General features: G+C 75.0%; 17 protein-coding genes and 1 pseudogene. 9 read left to right on the plus strand and 9 right to left on the minus strand.

The window, feature by feature from the left end; translation table 11 throughout:
- Window positions 1–29: 29 nt before the first annotated feature.
- Window positions 30–1,412, minus strand: a complete 1,383-nt coding sequence (locus DDJ31_RS17120) for a transcriptional regulator (protein WP_127179419.1) — start codon at window positions 1,410–1,412, stop codon at window positions 30–32.
- 262 nt (window positions 1,413–1,674) lie between these two features.
- Here DDJ31_RS17120 and DDJ31_RS17125 point away from each other — a divergent pair, with 262 nt between their 5' ends.
- The 3 genes from DDJ31_RS17125 to DDJ31_RS17135 all read left to right on the plus strand — a co-directional run bounded on the left by DDJ31_RS17125 (window position 1,675) and on the right by DDJ31_RS17135 (window position 4,917).
- Window positions 1,675–2,328, plus strand: coding sequence for a bifunctional DNA primase/polymerase (locus DDJ31_RS17125; RefSeq protein ID WP_127179418.1), 654 nt, complete (start codon window positions 1,675–1,677; stop codon window positions 2,326–2,328).
- A 199-nt stretch (window positions 2,329–2,527) separates the two neighbouring features.
- Complete coding sequence (locus DDJ31_RS17130) at window positions 2,528–3,301, plus strand: ABC transporter ATP-binding protein (RefSeq protein WP_431029209.1); 774 nt, start codon at window positions 2,528–2,530, stop codon at window positions 3,299–3,301.
- A complete protein-coding gene (locus DDJ31_RS17135; protein WP_127179416.1) occupies window positions 3,298–4,917 on the plus strand; it encodes a transporter in 1,620 nt (539 codons plus the stop codon). The genes DDJ31_RS17130 and DDJ31_RS17135 overlap by 4 nt, the downstream gene beginning before the upstream one ends.
- Window positions 4,918–4,998: 81 nt before the next feature.
- On the opposite strand, the gene DDJ31_RS17140 is transcribed toward DDJ31_RS17135, so the two are convergent.
- Both DDJ31_RS17140 and DDJ31_RS17145 read right to left on the minus strand, forming a co-directional pair.
- The gene (locus DDJ31_RS17140; RefSeq protein ID WP_127179415.1) at window positions 4,999–6,132 is read right to left on the minus strand and encodes an alpha/beta fold hydrolase; all 1,134 of its coding nucleotides are present in this window, start codon (window positions 6,130–6,132) and stop codon (window positions 4,999–5,001) included.
- A gap of 551 nt (window positions 6,133–6,683) precedes the next feature.
- Entirely contained in the window at window positions 6,684–7,376 is a 693-nt protein-coding gene (locus DDJ31_RS17145; RefSeq protein WP_127179414.1) for a metal-dependent transcriptional regulator, read from the minus strand.
- 282 nt (window positions 7,377–7,658) lie between these two features.
- Here DDJ31_RS17145 and DDJ31_RS17150 point away from each other — a divergent pair, with 282 nt between their 5' ends.
- Window positions 7,659–8,414, plus strand: a complete 756-nt coding sequence (locus DDJ31_RS17150; protein ID WP_127179413.1) for an SIS domain-containing protein — start codon at window positions 7,659–7,661, stop codon at window positions 8,412–8,414.
- Window positions 8,415–8,506: 92 nt separating this feature from the next.
- On the opposite strand, the gene DDJ31_RS17155 is transcribed toward DDJ31_RS17150, so the two are convergent.
- Together DDJ31_RS17155 and DDJ31_RS17160 are read right to left on the minus strand one after the other, a co-directional pair.
- Complete coding sequence (locus tag DDJ31_RS17155; protein ID WP_127179412.1) at window positions 8,507–9,961, minus strand: PAS domain-containing protein; 1,455 nt, start codon at window positions 9,959–9,961, stop codon at window positions 8,507–8,509.
- Between the two features lie 121 nt (window positions 9,962–10,082).
- Complete coding sequence (locus DDJ31_RS17160; RefSeq protein WP_127179411.1) at window positions 10,083–10,268, minus strand: hypothetical protein; 186 nt, start codon at window positions 10,266–10,268, stop codon at window positions 10,083–10,085.
- Window positions 10,269–10,489: 221 nt separating this feature from the next.
- Between DDJ31_RS17160 and DDJ31_RS17165 the strand changes: the two genes are divergently transcribed.
- Window positions 10,490–11,566, plus strand: a complete 1,077-nt coding sequence (locus DDJ31_RS17165; RefSeq protein WP_127179410.1) for an NAD-dependent epimerase/dehydratase family protein — start codon at window positions 10,490–10,492, stop codon at window positions 11,564–11,566.
- A 23-nt stretch (window positions 11,567–11,589) separates the two neighbouring features.
- Here DDJ31_RS17165 and DDJ31_RS17170 read toward each other — a convergent pair whose 3' ends face one another.
- Together DDJ31_RS17170 and DDJ31_RS17175 are read right to left on the minus strand one after the other, a co-directional pair.
- On the minus strand, window positions 11,590–12,699 hold the full coding sequence (locus tag DDJ31_RS17170) for a sensor histidine kinase (protein ID WP_127179409.1): 1,110 nt from the start codon (window positions 12,697–12,699) through the stop codon (window positions 11,590–11,592).
- A complete protein-coding gene (locus tag DDJ31_RS17175) occupies window positions 12,692–13,489 on the minus strand; it encodes a response regulator transcription factor (RefSeq protein ID WP_127179408.1) in 798 nt (265 codons plus the stop codon). Before DDJ31_RS17175 ends, DDJ31_RS17170 begins: the two co-directional genes overlap by 8 nt.
- Window positions 13,490–13,611: 122 nt before the next feature.
- Here DDJ31_RS17175 and DDJ31_RS17180 point away from each other — a divergent pair, with 122 nt between their 5' ends.
- From DDJ31_RS17180 to DDJ31_RS17185, 3 genes are read left to right on the plus strand one after another with little or no spacing between them, the layout of a single operon-like run.
- The gene (locus tag DDJ31_RS17180; RefSeq protein ID WP_240678179.1) at window positions 13,612–14,325 is read left to right on the plus strand and encodes a glycosyltransferase family 2 protein; all 714 of its coding nucleotides are present in this window, start codon (window positions 13,612–13,614) and stop codon (window positions 14,323–14,325) included.
- Entirely contained in the window at window positions 14,322–14,942 is a 621-nt protein-coding gene (locus DDJ31_RS39185) for a TIGR04282 family arsenosugar biosynthesis glycosyltransferase (protein WP_164784947.1), read from the plus strand. Before DDJ31_RS17180 ends, DDJ31_RS39185 begins: the two co-directional genes overlap by 4 nt.
- Window positions 14,939–15,598, plus strand: coding sequence for a class I SAM-dependent methyltransferase (locus DDJ31_RS17185; RefSeq protein ID WP_311633917.1), 660 nt, complete (start codon window positions 14,939–14,941; stop codon window positions 15,596–15,598). Before DDJ31_RS39185 ends, DDJ31_RS17185 begins: the two co-directional genes overlap by 4 nt.
- Before the next feature lie 44 nt (window positions 15,599–15,642).
- Here DDJ31_RS17185 and DDJ31_RS17190 read toward each other — a convergent pair whose 3' ends face one another.
- Window positions 15,643–16,047 carry a hypothetical protein gene (locus tag DDJ31_RS17190; RefSeq protein WP_127179406.1) on the minus strand — a complete coding sequence of 135 codons (405 nt, stop codon included), beginning with the start codon at window positions 16,045–16,047 and terminating at the stop codon, window positions 15,643–15,645.
- On the minus strand, window positions 16,047–17,189 hold the full coding sequence (locus tag DDJ31_RS17195) for a molybdopterin-dependent oxidoreductase (RefSeq protein ID WP_127179405.1): 1,143 nt from the start codon (window positions 17,187–17,189) through the stop codon (window positions 16,047–16,049). The genes DDJ31_RS17190 and DDJ31_RS17195 overlap by 1 nt, the downstream gene beginning before the upstream one ends.
- A gap of 645 nt (window positions 17,190–17,834) precedes the next feature.
- On the opposite strand from DDJ31_RS17195, the pseudogene DDJ31_RS17200 reads away from it, so the two are divergent.
- A pseudogene (locus DDJ31_RS17200) lies at window positions 17,835–18,434 on the plus strand (glycosyltransferase 87 family protein); the annotation flags it as partial.
- Between the last annotated feature and the right edge of the window lie 146 nt (window positions 18,435–18,580).

An 18,580-nucleotide genomic window follows, 5' to 3' on the forward strand; every position in this document is an offset into this window, starting at 1 on the left:
CCCGCGGACACCGGCCGTTGGCCGCGGGTTCACGCCGCCTGCAACTCCATCCGGGCCCCGAACTCCCGCACCACCGGCTCGTCCCGGTAGGGCTCGAGCCGGAGTTGGAAGTCGTCCAGGTACTCCGCGCCCCGGTTCGACCGTACGGATTCCAGGAGTTCGACCGCCTTCAGGCCCGTGTGGCACGCCTGCTCGATCTCCCGCTGCTGCACCTGCGCGCTGGCCAGCAGCACATAGCCGATGGCCCGCCTGCGGGCCCGTGACGCGGGATGCCCGGCCAGCGCGTCCTGCGCGCACCGGGCCGCCGCCTCGGCCTGCCCGAGGTCGCGGTGGCAGTGCGCCAACTCGTCGGCCAGGTACGCCGCGTCGAAGTGCGCGATCCACGCCGGGTCGTCGCCGCTCGACGGGTCGGCGGCCTCCAGCGCCGTCATCGCCCGCCCGGACGCGGTCTGCGCCGCCCGCGCGTCACCCATCAGCGCGTGGCCGCGGGCCTCCGCCGCGTAGAACATCGCCTCGGCGCGCGGGGTCACCCGCCCCCTGGCGCCCTCCTGGGCCGCCCGCGCCAACTGGGCGATCTCCCGCGGGTTTCCGAGCTGGGCGGCGAGATGGCTCATGGACGCGGCGAGCACATAGCCGCCGTACCCGCGGTCGCCCGCCGCCTGCGCGAGCCGCAGCGCCTGGATGTAGTACCGCTGCGCCAGGCCCGGTTGACCGGTGTCGATGGCCATGTACCCGGCCAGCTCGGTGAGTCGGGCGACGGCGGCGAACAGGTCACGTCCGACCGCCTCCCGGTAGGAGCCGGCGAGCAGCCCCGACACCACGCTGTTGAGGTAGTGCACGACGACCGGGCGCACATGCCCGCTGCCGTACTGGTGGTCGAGGTCGACGAGCGCCTGGGTCATCGCCCCCACGGCCGCCACGTCAGACTGCCCGACCCGGGGGCCCGCGGAGCGCGCCACCTGGCCGTCCGGCGCGGAGATCAGCCAGTCGCGGCTGGGCTCGACCAGCGCGGACGCGGCGACCGAGGACCCGGACAGGAAGTCCCGGCGCCCCACGTCGCTGCGCCACAGCTCGCAGACCTGCTCGATGGCTCCCAGTACCGTCGGCGAGAACTGGAGGCCCACGCCCGAGGCGAGGTTCTTGCCGTTGGCCATGCCGATCTCGTCGATCGTGACCGTACGGCCGAGCTTGCGGCCGAGCGCCTCCGCGATGATCGCGGGCGCCCGTCCCCGTGGCTGCTGACCGCGCAGCCAGCGGGCCACGGACGTCTTGTCGTAACGGAGATCGAGCCCGTGCTCAGCGCCGCACATGTTGACCCTGCGGGCCAACCCGGCGTTGGAACAGCCCGCTTCCTGGATGAGTGCCTGCAGCCGTTCGTTCGGCTGTCGCGCGACGAGTGGCCTCGCGGCCATGGTGTACCCCCTGCGAAACCCCTGGAGCGAAAAGATCCGGCCGTGAAGATCAGTGCCCCGCGAACATGACGAAAATGCGAGGCTTGCGCGGATTGCCGGGGTGAAGGCGGACGCCGACCCCATTTCTGGCTACCCCGCCCATGCGGCGGATCCTCCCGCGCGCCCCTGCACGTGCACCCATGCGCCCCGATCGCGGAATCGATGCTCCTCCCCCGCGCTCGCCGCGCCCGTAACTCCAGGTGGGTGCGGGAGTTGAGTGGGCGTGGAAGAGACGATCGCGGGTACCGAAGCCGTTCAGATTCCGACGCAGCGCGGGGAATCGCTGCTGGAGACAGCCGTGCGCTACGCCGAGGACCGTCACTGGGACGTCTTTTCCGGCACCTGGCTGGAAGCCGTCGACGGGGTGCAGCGCTGCTCCTGTGGCGACACCGCGTGCGCCGCCCCCGGCGCGCACCCGGCGCGCGACGACTGGGCGACCCAGGCGTCCGGCAGCGCGACGGTCGTGCGGCGGATGTGGTCGACGCGGCCGACGGCGTCGATCCTGCTGCCCACGGGGCGGACGTTCGACGCGCTCTCCGTCGCCGAGAGCGCGGGGTTCCTCGCGCTGGCGCGGATGGAGCGGATGGAACTGGACCTCGGCCCCGTGACGTCGACGCCGGACGGGCGGATGTACTTCTTCGTGCTGCCCGGTGCCGGTGCGAAGGTGCCTGAGCTGGTGCGGGGGCTCGGGTGGGCGCCCGGGTCGCTCGACCTCGCCGCGCTCGGGGAGGGCGGGTACGTGGCGGCGCCGCCGACCCGGGTGGGGTCGCGCGGGGCCGTCCAGTGGGCCTGCCGGCCGACGTTGGCGAACCGGTGGCTGCCGGATGTGGAGGAGCTGATCTCGGCGCTCGCGTACGCGTGCGGGAGGGACCGGTAGACCGGTGGGCGGCGGCAGGTAGCGAACCGGGGGCGGGGGACCGGTCGTTCGGCGGGCGAGGGCGGGCGGGGGCGAGCGAGTGCGGGTGGGGGCGAGCGGGTGCGGGCCGGTCGCGCGGTCCCCGCGCCCCCTGCGGCCGTCGGACCGCCGCTCGCGTCGTCCGGGTCGGCCGCGCGGCCCGTAGGGTTCTGGCATGACGATGGGAACAGCGGCCGTACGGGTGCGAGGGCTCTGGAAGCGGTTCGGGCAGCAGGTCGCCGTCGCCGGGGTCGATCTCGACCTGCCCGCGGGGAAGTTCATCGGCCTGGTGGGTCCCAACGGAGCCGGGAAGACGACCACCCTCTCCATGGTCACCGGGCTGCTCCGGCCCGACCAGGGGAGCGTCGAGGTCGCCGGGCACGACGTGTGGCGGGACCCGGTCGCCGTGAAGGCGCGGATCGGGGTGCTGCCCGAGGGACTGCGGCTGTTCGAACGCCTGTCGGGGCGTGAACTGCTCGCCTACACGGGCAGGTTGCGGGGGCTGCCGGGCGACGAGGTCGACAAGCGGGCCACCCAGCTGCTCGACGTCCTCGACCTGGCGGGCGCCCAGCACAGGCTCGTCGTCGACTACTCGACCGGCATGCGCAAGAAGATCGGGCTGGCCGCCGCCCTCCTGCACAACCCCGAAGTGCTCTTCCTCGACGAGCCGTTCGAGGGCGTCGACCCGGTCTCCGCGCAGACCATCAGGGGCGTCCTGGAGCGGTACACCGGCTCGGGCGCCACCGTCGTCTTCTCCTCCCATGTGATGGAACTCGTCGAGTCGCTCTGCGACTGGGTCGCGGTGATGGCCGCAGGCCGGATCCGCGCCACCGGCACCCTCGCCGACGTGCGCGGCGACGCGCCCTCGTTGCAGGCCGCCTTCCTCGAACTCGTCGGCGCCGGAACCCGGGACACCGCCTCCGACCTCGACTGGCTGGGCGGCGGCACCCGATGACGCGCGCCGAAGCCGCCCCCGCGCCCGGCCCGTCGTCCGTCACGGCCGTCTTCGTGCGGCTCAAGCTGTCCCTGCTGCGCAACGGGCTGCGGCAGTCCGGCGGCCGCCGGGCCGCGTTCGTCACGTCGCTCGTGGTGGCGCTGGTGTTCGCCGCGCTCCAACTGCTCGGTCTGATCGCGCTGCGCGGCCACCCGCACATCGAGTCCGTGATCGTGCTGCTGGTGGCCGTGGTCGCGCTGGGCTGGGCGGTGATGCCGCTGTTCTTCCCGAGCGGCGACGAGACCCTCGACGCGACCCGCCTGGTGATGCTGCCGCTGCGGCCACGGCCGCTGGTGCGGGCGCTGCTCGCGGCCTCCCTCGTGGGCATCGGACCGCTGTTCACGCTCTGCCTGCTGGTCGGTTCGGTGATCGCCCTCGCGCACGGCGTGGCCGCGACCGCGGTGGGCGTGGTGGCGGTGGCGCTCGCGCTGCTGGTGTGCGTGGCGCTGGCGCGGGCCGTGGCCGCCGCCAACGTCCGGCTGCTGAGCAGCCGCAAGGGCCGCGACCTCGCGGTGCTGAGCGGGCTGGTGATCGCGGTCGGCGCGCAGTTGGTCAACTTCGGGGCGCAGCGCCTCGGCGCGAGCGGGCTCGCCCAGCTCGCACCGGTGGGGGACGTGCTGAAGTGGGTGCCGCCCGCGTCGGCGATCGCGGCCGTCGACGCGGTGGGCGCGGGCGCCTACGGGACGGCGGCGGCCCAACTCGCGCTGTCCTGCGCGGCCCTGGCCGGGCTGCTCGCCCTGTGGGCGCGGCATCTGACCCGGCTGATGACGGCGCCCGACGGCTCCACCCTGAACGCGGCCGAGCCGTCCGCCCGGCGGCGCGGCGCCGGGGGCCTCGCCCGGCTGCTGCCCGCGGGCCGGACCGGCACCGTCATGGAGCGCAGCCTGCGGTACGTCTGGCGCGACCCCAAGACCAAGGCGGCCTGGGTGACATCGCTGGCCATCGGGCTGATCGTGCCGGTGTTCAACGCGTTGCAGGGCACCGGCTCGATCTACTTCGCGTGCTTCGCCGCCGGGATGCTCGGCGTGCAGATGTACAACCAGTTCGGGCAGGACACGTCGGCGTTCTGGATGGTCGCGGCGACGATCTCCGACGCGCGGGACGCCTACGTCGAACTGCGGGGCCGGGCGCTGGCGCTGCTGGTGATCACCCTGCCGTACGCGGTCCTGGTGACCATCCTGACGACGGCGCTGCTCGGCGCGTGGCCGCGGCTGCCCGAGGTGCTCGGGCTGTCGCTCGCGCTGCTCGGGGCGATGCTGGCGACCGGGGCGTGGACGTCGGCCCGCTTCCCGTACTCCATCCCGCAGGAGGGGTACAAGAACGTGGCCCCCGGCCAGGCCGGGCTCGCCTGGATCTCCATCTTCGGTGGCATGGTCGCGGCGGCCCTGGTCTGCTCGCCGGTGATCGCGGTGACGATCTGGCTGAACGTGTCCGCGGGCGGCGACCGCTACAGCTGGCTGCTGCTGCCGCTCGGCGCGGGGTACGGGGCGTCGGTCGGCTGGGCGGGGCTGCGGCTGGCCGCGCCGCGGACGGCGGCCAGGCTGCCGGAGATCCTGACGGCGGTCAGCAAGGGGTGAGGGGCCGCCGTCCGGGTCGCCGGCCCGGCGCCGCCGGGCGGTCGGGCGGTCGGGACGTCAGGACTTCAGATCGTCAGGACTTCAGGTCGTCAGGTCGGTGAGGATCTGGTCGAGGAAGGGTTCGATCGCCGTCAGCCAGCCCTCGGGCTGGTCGTAGTGGACGAGGTGACCGGCGTCGGAGACCTCCGCGTACTGGCCGCGCGGCAGCACCCGGACCATCTCCTGCGCCTCGGCCCTGCCCAGTTCGCCGTCCAGGCCGCGCACCACCAGGGAGGGGCATCTGACCTGGGCCAGCTCCTCCCAGTGGGCGTCCAGGACCCATGCCTCACGGGAGCTGAGCATCTGCTCGGGGTCGAAGACCGGGTGCCAGCCGTCTTGCTCCTCGCGCATCACCTCGGCGTAGAACTCGCCGCGGGCCCGGTGCGGGCGCTCCACCCAGGGGTCGTCCTCCCCGAACCACTTGCGGACGTCGGCGAGGGTGGCGAAGGGGACGGGCCAGGCCCGGAACCAGTCGGCCCACTCGCGCTGCGAGGCGGCGCCGAGGGCTGAGGCCCGCATGTCCAGGATGATCAGTCCGCTGACCAGGTCGGGGCGTTTGGCGGCGAGCTGCCAGGCGGTCAGCGCGCCCATGGCGTGGCCGACCAGGACGGCGGGGCCGAGGCCCAGCTGCTCGATGGCCGCCTCGGCGTCCTCGACGTAGGCGTCCCGGGTGTAGGTCCCGTCCGCGGGCCTGTCGCTCTGCCCGTGGCCGCGCTGGTCGAGCGCGACGGCCCGGAACCGCCCGGAGAGCCACCGGGCGGTGGACGCCCAGTGCGAGGCCCGCCCCATCAGCCCGTGCAGCAACAGCACACCCGGGGTGTCCTGCGCGGCAGGAGCAACGGGACGGTCGGGGGTTTTGGAGGTTCGGGGACCGTCAGAGGTGGCGGGACCGCCGGGACCGCCATGGCTGCCAGGACCGCCGGGAACCCCGCGGGGCTCGTCGCCGGCAGGGTCTCCGTGGTCCCGCTGGCTCACCACCCGGAGGGTGGGTCCTGGTGGGACGGCCCTGCCCGGGGGCCGTTCGCGGGCCGTGGGCCGCCCGGTCTGCCGGGCGGTGCCCAGCGGGGGCGGCTGTTCCGGTACGACTCCCGCCGGCTCGCCCTTCGGCGGGTCTCCGAACTCCCACGCGGCGAGGCGTACCCCGCCCGCGCCGGTCACCTCGATGCGCCGCGCCATTGGTCCTGGCACCCCCTCGCTTTGGTGGGACCGCTCCCGCTCGATCCGGGCGCCGGGCGATCGGCCCGGTGTGCCCGCTCCGCGTCCGCCGCCGTACCGCGCGGCCCGCCACACCCCCAGATTATCGAATGCGCATTCGAAAATGCTCTTTCTGCGGTCAACACCCCTCGTTCGAGTGACCACCCGCAAGGAATGATCGCCACCGTGGAGGGGAGATCTTCAGCGGGAGGCGGACCGCTCGGGGAAAACGGTCCGAGGGGATTGACCCTGGGAGCTCGGGGCTCCGGGTCAGCACAGGGGAGGACGGGCCCCGGCGCCGCAAGGCGCCGGGGCCTTCACCGTGTCTGCGGCACATCCGCCCGCCCCCTCCAGGTCATATGCCTCACGCGCAAGCCTGGCACGCGAATCGTCCGAGCGCTGCGATTCGACGCACAGAATTCCTTGATTCGACGAGAACGCCGACGGGAGTCACAGAGGACGCCAACCGCCACGTCCCCCACGGCAGTTGACCGGCGCCCCGGAGGGCACCACGCTCCGTGACGGCCGGGCGGTCAGCGCTTGGCGACGAAGACGTGCGACGCGACGTCCGTGTCCAGCTCGGCGGCCTCGCCGCCGCTGCCGACCAGCACGCCCCCCGCCGACTCCGTCACGCTCACCACCGAGCCGGGCTGCACACCCGCCCGACGCAGCGTGTACATCAGCTGCGCGTCGGTCTGGATGGGCTCGCCGATGCGGCGCACCACGACGGTCTTGCCCTCGGTGCCGGGGTCGAGGTCGGCGAGCGAGACCATGCCCTCGTCGAGGAAGGGGTCGGCGCCGTCCTTCTCGCCCAGCTCCTCCAGGCCCGGGATCGGGTTGCCGTACGGCGACTCGGTGGGGTGCCGCAGCAGTTCGAGGACGCGGCGCTCCACGGCCTCGCTCATCACGTGCTCCCAGCGGCAGGCCTCGGCGTGCACCTGCTCCCACTCCAGGCCGATCACGTCGACCAGCAGACACTCGGCGAGCCGGTGCTTGCGCATCACGCGGGTGGCGAGTCTGCGGCCCTCGTCGGTGAACTCCAGGTGCCGGTCGGTGGCGACGGACACCAGGCCGTCCCGCTCCATGCGGGCCACGGTCTGGCTGACCGTGGGACCGCTCTGGTCCAACCGTTCGGCGATCCGGGCGCGCATCGGGACCACACCTTCCTCCTCAAGCTCGAGGATGGTGCGGAGATACATCTCCGTGGTGTCGATCAGTCCGGACATACGTGCCCCTCGATGAGATCTGCCGGAAGCGCGGCGGCTTCCCGGCGCGTGCGCTGGCCCTGACTTCAATTCTGACGCATACCACTGACAACCGTGCCGAGCCAGGAAGCCACGGGCCTTCGAGCGGAGACGCGGCGGTACCGCTCGGCATCCGGGCGGGGTACGGCGGGCGCGCACCGACCACCGTACGCCTCCGTATTGACAGGGCGCTGGTCCAGACCGCACCGTGATCCGCGACACAGGCACGGGCACCGCACGGACACCGCCCCCGAAAGGACCCGCATGAGCGACGCCACACCGGCCGGGCAGTTCTTCGACGCCGCGATCGACCTGCTGCGGCGGGCACGGGACGAGGAGGCGGAGCGGATCGCCGAGGCCGGGGCGCTGCTCGCCGACACGGTGGAGTCGGGGGGACGGCTGTTCGCCTTCGGCGCGGGCCACTCCTCGCTGGCCGCCCAGGACGTCGTCTACCGGGCGGGCGGCCTCGCGCTGATGAACCTGCTGTCGGTGCCGGGTGTCGTCGGCGTGGACGTGATGCCGGCCACGCTCGGTTCGGCCCTCGAGCGGGTCGACGGCCTCGCGAGCGCCGTCCTGGACAGCTCGCCGCTGCGCGCGGGCGACGCCCTGGTGATTGTCTCCCTGTCGGGGCGCAACGCGCTGCCCGTGGAGATGGCGATGAACGCCCGCGCCCTGGGCGTGAAGGTGATCGGCGTGACGTCGGTGGCCTACGCCTCGCAGACGACGTCACGGCACACGTCGGGGAGCTACCTCAAGGACCACTGCGACATCGTCCTCGACTCGAAGATCGCGGTCGGCGACGCGGAGCTGACCCTGGACACCATCCCGGCCCCCTTCGCCCCCGCCTCGACGGTCGTCACCTCGGCCCTGCTCCAGGCGGTCGTGGCGACGGCGGCGGCGACCCTGGCCGACCGGGGCACCGAGCCGCCGCTGCTGCGCTCGGGGAACGTCGACGGCGGCCACGAGTGGAACGGCCGCGTGATGACGGAGTACGGCGACCGGATCTTCTACCGCCGGTAGGAACCACGAAGACCGGCCCGCCGGGCCGCTGGGCCCCGTGAGGACCGGCCCGCCGGGCCCCGGGGGTGCTCCCGGGGTGTTCCCGGGGCCGTTCAGCGGCCGTGGTCCCGCCGGTCCGCGGGGGTCCCGCGGTCCCCGCCCTCCAGGGTCGCCGCCAAGTCGAGGGCGGTGGCGATGCGGACCGCCACGTCCTCCGCGTAGGAGGCGTCGCCCCGTTCGAACTGGGTGCGGCCCGCGCCGCGCAGGAACGTCACGACACCCAGCGTGCGGCCACGGCTGCGCAGCACCGCGCACAGGGCGTGGACGGCGTCCGGGGGCCAGCGGCGGGCGGTGGCCCACTCGCGGGCCTGTTCGGGCGGTGCCGAGCTGGAACCGGCCCTGACCGAGCCCGCGCGCTGCACGCACTGGAGCGCCGGGTGGCCGGGTCCGTAGCGGACCGGGAGGCCCGCGCGGCCGGTGAGCAGGCTGGGCCCGGGGCCGCCCGACGGGGTCGCGGCGACCCGGACCAGGCGGACCGGTCCTGTCCCGTCGCCGTCGGCGAGCGAGCCGCCCGCGATCCGGTCGATCACGGCGTGGTCGGCGAAGCCCGCGAGGGCGAAGTCGAGATGGACGGTGGCCGCCTCCGCGGGGTCCTCGCACTCGGCGGCGGCCCGCGCGGCGCGGTGCAGCTGGTTGGAGCGGAAGCGCAGCAGCGCCGCCTCCTGCTCGCCCTGCTTGGCCTCGGTGACGTCCTCGAAGACCCAGCCCACGCCCAGCGGAACCGGTTCTTCCGCGAGCGGTGAGGCCAGCCGGACGAAGCCGCACCGCCAGCACCTGCGCTGCTCGCCCTCGGCGGTGCGCACGCCCACCCAGAACTCGGCGAGCGCGGGCGGCGCCCCCTCGGAGAGGACGTGGGTGAGGGCGCTCTCCAGCTCCTCGACCCCGTGGGCGAGCAGGTCGCCGAGGGGGCGGCCGAGGGCGGAGCTGCGGCCGATGCCGAGGGCGCGGGCCGCGTGCGCGTTGACCACGGCGGGCCGCAGGTCGGCGTCGATGAGGACGACGCCCCAGGAGGCGTCCTCGAAGAGCGCCTCGCTCAGCGCGATCGAGCGCTCCAGGTCGATCTGGGTGTGCACCTCGCTGAAGGCGCAGTACACGCCCGCGGGCCTGCCGTCGGGCCCGCGCACGGCGGCCGACTGGGTGCGCACGAGGACCCGCCCGCCGTCCTTGGTGAGCAGCGCGAACTCGTGGACCTGGCGGCCGTGCGCGTCCATCGCGGACATCAGGCGCCGCTGGACCTCGTCGGCGTCCGCCGGACGCACCGCCCACCCCGCGAACCCCTTGCGGCCCACGGCCTCGGCGGCGGTCCAGCCGAGGATGCGCTCGGCCTCGCGGTTCCAGTGGGTGACGACGCCCTCGGCGTCGAGCGCGCACAGGGCGGCGTCCATGCCGTCGAGGAGCGCGGCAAGGAGGTCGGAGCCGTCGGGGCCGCCGGGGCTCTCGGGTCCGGCCCGTTCGGGCTCGTCGGGGCCGACTTCGTCGGTGGTCCCACCACGCCGGGAAGCACTCACCTGGACCCCCTGCCAAGCTGCGTCCGCACGTACGGCGCGTCGGTTCGCTCACTCGCCATCATCTAACTGGAACGTGACGCAGCACACACCGAGTTCCCCAAGATTGCAGGTAATCGTTGCGTCACACCGCGCTGGTCCCCGCCTCCTCCGTCATCAGGTCGATCTCCGGGCCGGTCGGGGAACCGGTCCGGGAACCGGCCCGCGAACCGGTCGCCGGCCGGTCGGGAAGCCGGTCGACGGGGTCCGTCCACCGGCCGCTCCGCAGCGGGTTCCCGCCTTCCGGCGCGACCATACGAAGATCAGTCACTTCTTCAGCGAACATCGCCCACCGGCGCACGTCAACGGGGCACCGCGGATCGGTGCCGCGCGCCGGTCCGACGCTCGGGACGATCTTCGTCCTGTCATGTACGCAGCGCTAGTGTCCTGCTCCAGAGTCCTGCTCCCGAGTCCTGCTCCCGAGATGACGGAAGTCTTACGTCCGCGCGTGGGACCGCCCCGCGCGCGGGTGCCGTGCGTACCGTCCGGGACATGCGCGTACTCGTCACCGGAGGAGCCGGGTTCATCGGCTCCCACATCGTCACCGCCCTCACGGCCCGCGGACACGAGCCGGTCGTCCTCGACGCCCTGCTGCCCGCCGCCCACCCCGCCGCGCCGCCCCTGCCCGACGCGGAGTTCGTCCACGCCGACGTACGGGACCCCGACGCCGTGCGCTCCGCGCTGCGCGGGGTGGACGCGGTCTGCCACCAGGCGGCCATGGTCGGCCTCGGCAAGGACTTCGCCGACGCCCCCGAGTACGTCGGGTGCAACGACCTCGGAACGGCGGTGCTGCTGGCCCGGATGGCTGACGCGGGCGTGCGCAGGCTGGTCCTCGCCGGGTCGATGGTGGTCTACGGAGAGGGCCGGTACACGTGCGCCTCCCACGGGACGGTGCGCCCCGGACCGCGCCGGGCCGAGGACCTGAAGGCGGGCCGGTTCGAGCCGCGCTGCCCCGACTGCGGCGCCGCGCTCGCGCCAGGGCTGGTGCGCGAGGACGCGCCCACGGACCCCCGCAACGTCTACGCGACGACGAAGCTGGCGCAGGAGCACCTGGCCGCCTCCTGGGCCCGGTGCGCGGAAGGCCGCGCGGTGTCGCTGCGCTACCACAACGTGTACGGACCCGGCATGCCGCGCGACACCCCTTACGCGGGCGTCGCCTCCTTCTTCCGCTCGGCGCTGGCCAGGGGAGAGGCCCCGCGGGTCTACGAGGACGGCGCGCAGCGGCGGGACTTCGTCCACGTCACCGATGTGGCCGCCGCGAACTCCGTGGCGCTGGAGGCCGTCGCCGGCCTGGCGGGCGGGACGATGACCGCGTACAACACGGGCAGCGGGGAACCGCACACGGTCCGGGAGATGGCCGCCGCGCTGGCGACGGCGTGCGGTGGCCCCGCCCCGGTGGTCACCGGCGAGTTCCGGCTCGGCGACGTACGGCACGTCACCGCCGACTCCGCCCGGCTGCGCGACGAGCTGGGCTGGCGGCCCGAGGTGCGGTTCGCCGAAGGGATGGCGGAGTTCGCGCGGGCCGGTCAGCGGACGTCGGCGGAGCCGGTCGGCCCCGGCAGGCCGTGAGCCCGCGGCCGGCCGGGGCCCGCCTACCCGGGCGCGGGCAGCGTCAGCTCGAACCGGCAGCCGTCGGGGACGTTGTGGACGGCCGCGTGCCCTGAGTGGGCTTCGACGATGCCGCGGACGATGGCCAGGCCGAGCCCGGCCCCCGAGGGCGGGGTACGGGCCTGGCTGCCCCGCCAGCCGGTGTCGAAGACCCTCGGGAGGTCCTCCTCCGGGATGCCGCCGCAGGCGTCGGTGACGGAGAGCACCACGGTGTCCGCGCGGCGCTCCGCGGCGATCGCCACCGTGCCGTCGGCCGGGGTGTGCCGGATGGCGTTGACCAGCAGGTTGGACAGCACCCGCGTCATCTCCTTGCCGTCGACGTGGACCGGCAGCGGGGCGACGCCGCCACCGGCGAGGCGGACACCGTGTTCGCGGGCGAGCGCGTCGGTCCCCGCCAGCGCGTCCCCGACCAGGTCGTAGAGGGAGACACGGGTGGGGCTGAGGGAGAGCGCCCCGGCATGGATGCGGGACAGCTCGAACAGGTCGGTGACCATGGAGTTGAGGCGGTCCACCTCGGCGCGCATCTGGCGGTGGTAGCGGGCCGGGTCGTCGACCACACCGTCCTCCAGCGCCTCCGACATCGCCCGCAGCCCGGCGAGCGGGGTCCGCAGGTCGTGCGAGATCCAGGCCACCAGCTCGCGCCGCGAGGTCTCCAGGGCCCGCTCGCGGGCCCGCGACGCGGCGAGGCGCTCGCTGCTGAGGGCCAGTTCGCGGCTGAGCGCCGCCAGCTCGGCGGGGGCCGGCACGGCGGGCGCCTCGAAGGCGCCGTCCTCCCCGAAGCCGCGTGCCGCGACGACCAGTTCCCGGCAGCGGCGCACCACCTGACGCCCCAGCAGCAGCGTCGTGCCGAGCGACACCGCGGCGGCCATCGCGACGACGGTGGTCACCACGGAGAGGTCGTGCGGGGAGAGGAACATCGCCCACGCGACCGCGAGCGTCCCGGCGAGCATCGCGGACACGGCGACTGCCGCGACCACCGCGAGGGAGACGGCGACGCTGCGCCGGCGCAGGGCCCGCAGCGCCACGGCGCCGAGGAGCCCGGCGGCAGCCGCGCCGAGGAAGGCGTACAGGGCGATCAGCAGCAGGTCACGCACGGCCGCCGTCCTCCGTCCCGGCCGCGGCCGCCGCGCGGTCGGCCGGGGCGGGGCCCGCCTCGAAGCGGTACCCGGCGCCCCAGACGGTCCTGATCAGCCGCGGATCGGCTGGGTCCCGCTCGATCTTGCCGCGGAGTCTGCGGACGTGCACGGTCACCGTGGACAGGTCGCCGAAGTCCCAGCCCCACACCTCGCGCATCAGCCGCTCCCGCCCGCAGACCCGCCCGGGGTGCCGCAGGAAGTAGGTGAGGAGGTCGAACTCCCTGAGCGTGAGGGCCAGTTCGACGCCGTCCCGGGTCGCACGGCGGGCAGCGGGGTCCACGGTCAGGCCGGCCGCAGCGAGCACGGGCTCGTCGGCCGGGGTTGCCGCCGACGCCCTGCGCAGGACCGACCGGACCCGCAGCACCAGCTCGCGCGGACTGAAGGGCTTGGTGACGTAGTCGTCCGCGCCGACCTCCAGGCCGAGGACACGGTCGTCCTCGTCCCCGCGCGCGGTGAGCATGACCACCGCCACGGAACGCCGCCCGTCCTCCCCCGCCCGCAGCCGGCGGCAGACCTCGATGCCGTCCATGCCGGGCAGCATCAGATCGAGGACGACGAGGTCGGGCCTGCGCCCGGCGGCGGCCGCCAGCGCGGCCGGACCGTTGGCGGCCCGCTCCACGGTGAACCCGGCCCGTTCCAGATAGCCGGCCACGACCTCGGAGACGGTCGGGTCGTCGTCCACCACCAGGACGCGGCCCGCGACGTCACCCGGGGCCGGGGGCCGGTCGGTCTCGCTGCTCGATGCCATGCCCCCAGAGTGGCACCGGGCCGGGCCGCGGGACCCGGGCGTGCCGCCGTGCGGCTCGGGCGTCAGCGTTTCGTAAGGTCTTCCGCGCCCTTCTCGGCCCTCCGGTTCCTACGGTGTGGAGGGTGACTTCCTCTGCTTGTCCGCCTGCCGCGGACCTCGTACTGCCCTGCCTCGACGAGGCGGAAGCCCTGCCCTGGGTGCTGGCACGGGTGCCCGCGACCTGGCGGGCCATCGTCGTCGACAACGGCTCGACCGACGGTTCGGCCGACCTCGCCCGCTCCCTCGGCGCCACCGTCGTGCACGAGGCCAGGCGCGGCTTCGGGGCCGCCTGCGCCGCCGGACTCCTCGCCGCACGGGCCGAACTGGTCTGCTTCTGCGACTGCGACGCCTCCATGGACCCCGGTCTGCTCGCCCCGATGGCCGAACGGGTCGCCGCCGGCGAGGTGGACCTCCTGCTCGGCAGGCGCCGCCCGCAGGGACGCGGCGCCTGGCCCGCGCACGCCCGCGCCGGGAACCTCGCCCTCGCGCGGATGGTGCGCCGCCGCACCGGGCTGCGCCTCCACGACCTCGGCCCCCTGCGGGTCGCCCGCCGCGAGGCGCTGCTCGGCCTCGACCTCACCGACCGGCGCAGCGGCTACCCGCTCCAGATGGTCGTCAGGGCCGCCGACGCGGGCTGGAAGGTCGCCGAGACGGACGTCCCGTACCTGCCCAGGACGGGCAGGTCCAAGGTCACCGGGACCTGGCGGGGCACCTGGCACGCCGTACGGGACATGCGGCGGGTCCTGGCCGAGCCGCCGGGCACCCGCGGCGCGGCGGCCGAGGGGATCTCCGCGTGAGCACCCTCCTCGTCATCGCCAAGGCACCCGTCGCCGGGCGCGTGAAGACCCGCCTGACCACGCGCTTCACCCCGCGGCAGGCGGCCGACCTGGCCCGCGCCGCGCTCCAGGACACCCTCGCGGCGGTCCTGGCGACCCCGGCCGAGCGCCGGGTCCTGGTCCTCGACGGGCTGCCGGGCTCCTGGCTCCCGGACGGCATCGAGGTCGCCCCGCAGGGGAGCGGCGGCCTGGACGCCCGGCTGGCCGCCGCGTTCGCCCTGGCCGAGGGACCGGCCCTGCTCATCGGCATGGACACCCCGCAGGTCACCCCCGCCCACCTGGCGCGCGGGCTCGACTTCAGCGAGGCGGACGCGTGGTTCGGGCCCGCCGACGACGGAGGGTTCTGGGCCCTCGGCCTCGCCGCCCCCGACCGGGACCTGCTGCTCGGCGTCCCGATGTCGGTGGCCCGCACCGGCGAGGTCCAGCGGCGGCGGCTGACCGACGCGGGCCTCACCGTGCGGGACCTGCCGGGGCTGTGCGACGTGGACACGCCCGCCGACGCGGAACGGGTCGCGGCCTCGGCCCCGCTGACCCGCTTCGCCGCCCTGCACCACGGCCTGTGCGCGGTGGCCGGGTGACCGCGCAGCTCACCGCGCCCGCCACCCGCACCTGGCAGGCGGACCCGTACGTGGACGCCCTGCGCGCCGGGCAGGGACCGCTGTTCCTGCGCCGGCGCGACGGCTGGCTGCTGCCGCTCGACGTCGAGCGGTGGTGCGCCGGGCCCGACGCGGCCGACGACACCGTCCTGGCCCGGTGCACCGGGCCCGTCCTCGACATCGGCTGCGGCCCTGGACGCCTGGTCGCCGCCCTCGCCGGGCTCGGACACACGGCACTCGGCGTGGACGTCACCCCGGAGGCGGTGGACCGCACCGTGCGGGCGGGCGGCAGCGCCCTGTGCCGGTCGGTGTTCGACCCGCTCCCCCGCGAGGGCGGCTGGGCCACCGTCCTCCTCGTCGACGGCAACATCGGCATCGGCGGCGACCCCGCCGCGCTGCTGCGCCGCGCCGCCGAACTGACCGCCCCCGGGGGCTCCCTGCTGGTCGAGGTGGCCGCCGCCGACGTCGACGAACGCGTCGAGGTGCACGTCGAGGACGGCGCCGGCGGGCGCGGAGCCGCCTTCTGGTGGGCGCGGCTCGGCGCCCGCGCCCTGGACGCGAAGGCCGAGGCCGCGGGCTGGACCCGGTGCGACAGCTGGCAGACGGCGGGCCGGCACTTCTCGCACCTCACCCGCTGACGGCCGCCCCGACCCGCGCGGCGCGCGGCGGGGCGCCCGCCCGGTCAGGGCCGACGGCTCACCCGGCGCCGCACGGCCCGCACACCGGCGTGCCCGAGGGTGAACAGCGCGACGGCGGCCAGGGCGAGCAGCCAGTCGCGCAGGTAGTCGAGCGGCAGCACGGTGGGGTTGGCGACCGCGCCGGGACGCAGCAGCGGCGGAAGGGCGACGGCCGTCAGGGAGCCCGCGACCATCAGGGCCGCGCGCGGCACCCCGCGCGGGCGCCGCCCCACCGCGGCGATGAGCGCGGCGAGCCCGATCACCAGCGGCGCGACGAACCCGTCGTGCAGCACGACCGCCGCCGCGAGCCAGCCGGCGATCCGCCACGGCGCGGGCTGCTGGAGGAGCAGCCACCCGCCCCAGGCCGCGCACAGCAGCCCGCAGCCGCCCACCACCTGACGGAGCCCCATCACGCGACCTCCAGTCGGCCGACCCACTTGGTCTGCAGGACACCGGGCCGGTTCGGGGCGATGATCCGCGCCGGGTAGCCGTGGTCGAGGGAGAGCACCTCGCCGTTCAGCCGCAGCGCCAGCAGTGTGAGCGGACTCTGCGCGTAGCTCCGTCCCATCTCCGAGACCCGGTAGGCGCCGGACGCTTCGAGGGAGACCACGCGGGCCCGCGCTCCGGGACCGCCGCCCGCCCGCTCCAGGAGGTCGCGCACCCGGACCCCGCTCCAGTGGGCGGACGCGCTCCAGCCCTCGACGCAGGCGATGGGCAGGGTGACGTCGTGCTGCGGCAGGGCGCGCAGCTCCGCCAGGGTGAGCGTGTACGGGCGCGGCCCCTCCACGGTCAGCCGCCACCGGGCCAGGGAGGCCGCGCTGACCCCCGCGGCGGCGGCCGTCCGGTTCACGGGCAGCCCCTGGACGCCGTGGGCGGGGCTGCGCGGGGCGAAGAGGTCCAGCGGGCCGAGGGCGGTGAGCGACTGTCCGACCGTGGTGAGCGTGACCGCTCCGACCGAGGCCGTGACGCCGAGGAGGAGGCCGCGCCGGTCGGGCCCGTCGGCCTCGGGCAGGGCCAGGGTGCCCGGGGAGCCGAGCGTGAAGTGGTCGCGGATCCTCGGCCACTCGACGGCGACGTGCAGGATCAGCGAGCCCAGCAGCAGCCAGGCGACCGCGTAGTGGACGGGGACGAAGCTGAACGGCCACGGGTACCACTGGAAGGTGTTCAGCAGCCCGGTGGCCAGTTCGAAGAGTCCGGAGGCGACGAGCACGGCGACGGAGAGCCGCTTCAGCGCGTGCCGGACCGACCGCACCGGGGGCCAGGCGAACAGCCGCGGGTACACCGCCCACAGTTTCGCCAGCAGCAGCGGGATCGCGGCGATGCCGGACGCCACATGCGTGCCCTGGGTGAGCCGGTAGCCCCAGTACGGGCGGCTCGGCAGGGAGTCGGCCAGCCATCCCGGCGGGTGCTGGAGGACGTGGCTGAGGAGACCGGTCGCGAAGCAGACCGCCATCGCCGCGCCGAGCCAGCGGCCGATCGCGGTCGCGGTACGGGCGTCGTGCAGCGGCGCGTCGAAGGTGACGGGCGGTCCGGGGGGCAAGGGGAGACGCATGCCCCCATCACACGCTCCGCGCGGCCCGCGCGGACCGCCTGAACACCTTACGAATCGCGGACATCGGCGGTGGCACGGCCTGCGGAAGGACCGCTTCCTGGAAGGCTTCCGCAGGTGAAAGCCCTCACCTCCGCCACCCCTCGCGGCGCGCTCACGACCACCGCCGTGCTTGCTGTGCTCGCCGCGCTGACAACGGTGCTCACCCTCACCCTCGGCCACGGTGGCCATCCCAGCGACCGCGTCGGGCTGTTCTGCCGGTACGCGGCCTGCTGGGCGGTCTTCGCCGTCGCGCTGCTGGCCCTGCGCCGGGTCCCGGCCCGCCACGCCGTCCCGCTGATCGTCGCGGGCGCCGTCGCCGTCACCGTGACCGGGCTGGTGGGTCCGCCGCGCACCAGCACCGACTCCTACCGCTACGCCTGGGACGGCCGGGTCCAGTCCGCCGGCATCTCCCCCTACGACCACACCCCGCGGGACCCGGCGCTCGCCCGGCTGCGCGACCCCTGGCTCTTCCCCACCGGCGCCGCCTGCGCGAAACCGGGGCTCACACCGCTCCCCCGCGCCGACGGCCAACGCCGCTGCACCCGCCTCAACAGGCCGGGCGTCCACACCATCTACCCGCCGGTCGCCGAGGCGTACTTCCTCGCCGTGGACCGGCTCTCCCCGGCCGGCGCCCGGCACAAGCCGCTCCAGGCGGGCGCCGCCCTGATCTCCCTCGGCGTCACCGGCGCGCTGCTGCTGATCCTGCGGCGGCGCGGTGACGACCCGCGCAAGGCCGCGCTCTGGGCGTGGTGCCCGGCCGTCCCCCTGGAGGCGGTCAACAACGCGCACGTCGACATCCTGGGCGTGCTCCTCACCGTCACCGGCCTCGGCCTCGTCGCCTCCCGGGCCGTGGCCGGACGCTCGGCGGGCGGTCTGCTGATCGGCGCCGCCGTCGCCACGAAACTGATGCCGGCCGTCGTCCTGCCCGGAGCCCTGTCCGGGGTCCGCCGGCTCCGCGACGCGGCCACCGTGCTGCTGCCCGCCGCCGCCTTCGTGGTGATCGGCTACCTCCCGTACGTCCTCCTCTCGCACGCCTCGGTCTTCGGCTACCTCGGCGGCTACGTGGAGGAAGAGGGCTACGACGACGCGTCGGCGGGCTCCCGGTACGCGCTCCTGCGGCTGGTCCTCCCCGACACCTGGGCCCTGCCCGTGCTGGTCGCCGCCGTCGCCGCCGTGTCCGGGTGGGTGATGTGGCGCGGGGACCCGCGACGCCCCTGGAGCGGCGCCCTCCTCGTCACCGGCTGCGCCTTCGTGCTCCTGACGCCCGGCTACTCCTGGTACGCGCTCCTGCTGATCGCCCTCGTCGCCCTGGACGGGCGCTGGGAGTGGCTCGGTGTCGCCCTCGCGGGCGC

This window comes from Streptomyces griseoviridis, from assembly GCF_005222485.1.
Lineage (GTDB): Bacteria > Actinomycetota > Actinomycetes > Streptomycetales > Streptomycetaceae > Streptomyces > Streptomyces hintoniae.

Coding starts and splice junctions, on each gene's coding strand:
- DDJ31_RS17165 (WP_127179410.1), top strand. CDS start 10,490: ATGCGCGTACTCGTCACCGGAGGAGCCGGGTTCATCGGCTCCCACATC.
- DDJ31_RS17140 (WP_127179415.1), bottom strand. CDS start 6,132: ATGGCGCGGCGCATCGAGGTGACCGGCGCGGGCGGGGTACGCCTCGCC.
- DDJ31_RS17195 (WP_127179405.1), bottom strand. CDS start 17,189: ATGCGTCTCCCCTTGCCCCCCGGACCGCCCGTCACCTTCGACGCGCCG.
- DDJ31_RS17135 (WP_127179416.1), top strand. CDS start 3,298: ATGACGCGCGCCGAAGCCGCCCCCGCGCCCGGCCCGTCGTCCGTCACG.
- DDJ31_RS17190 (WP_127179406.1), bottom strand. CDS start 16,047: ATGGGGCTCCGTCAGGTGGTGGGCGGCTGCGGGCTGCTGTGCGCGGCC.
- DDJ31_RS17175 (WP_127179408.1), bottom strand. CDS start 13,489: ATGGCATCGAGCAGCGAGACCGACCGGCCCCCGGCCCCGGGTGACGTC.
- DDJ31_RS17150 (WP_127179413.1), top strand. CDS start 7,659: ATGAGCGACGCCACACCGGCCGGGCAGTTCTTCGACGCCGCGATCGAC.
- DDJ31_RS17145 (WP_127179414.1), bottom strand. CDS start 7,376: ATGTCCGGACTGATCGACACCACGGAGATGTATCTCCGCACCATCCTC.
- DDJ31_RS17130 (WP_431029209.1), top strand. CDS start 2,528: ATGGGAACAGCGGCCGTACGGGTGCGAGGGCTCTGGAAGCGGTTCGGG.
- DDJ31_RS17120 (WP_127179419.1), bottom strand. CDS start 1,412: ATGGCCGCGAGGCCACTCGTCGCGCGACAGCCGAACGAACGGCTGCAG.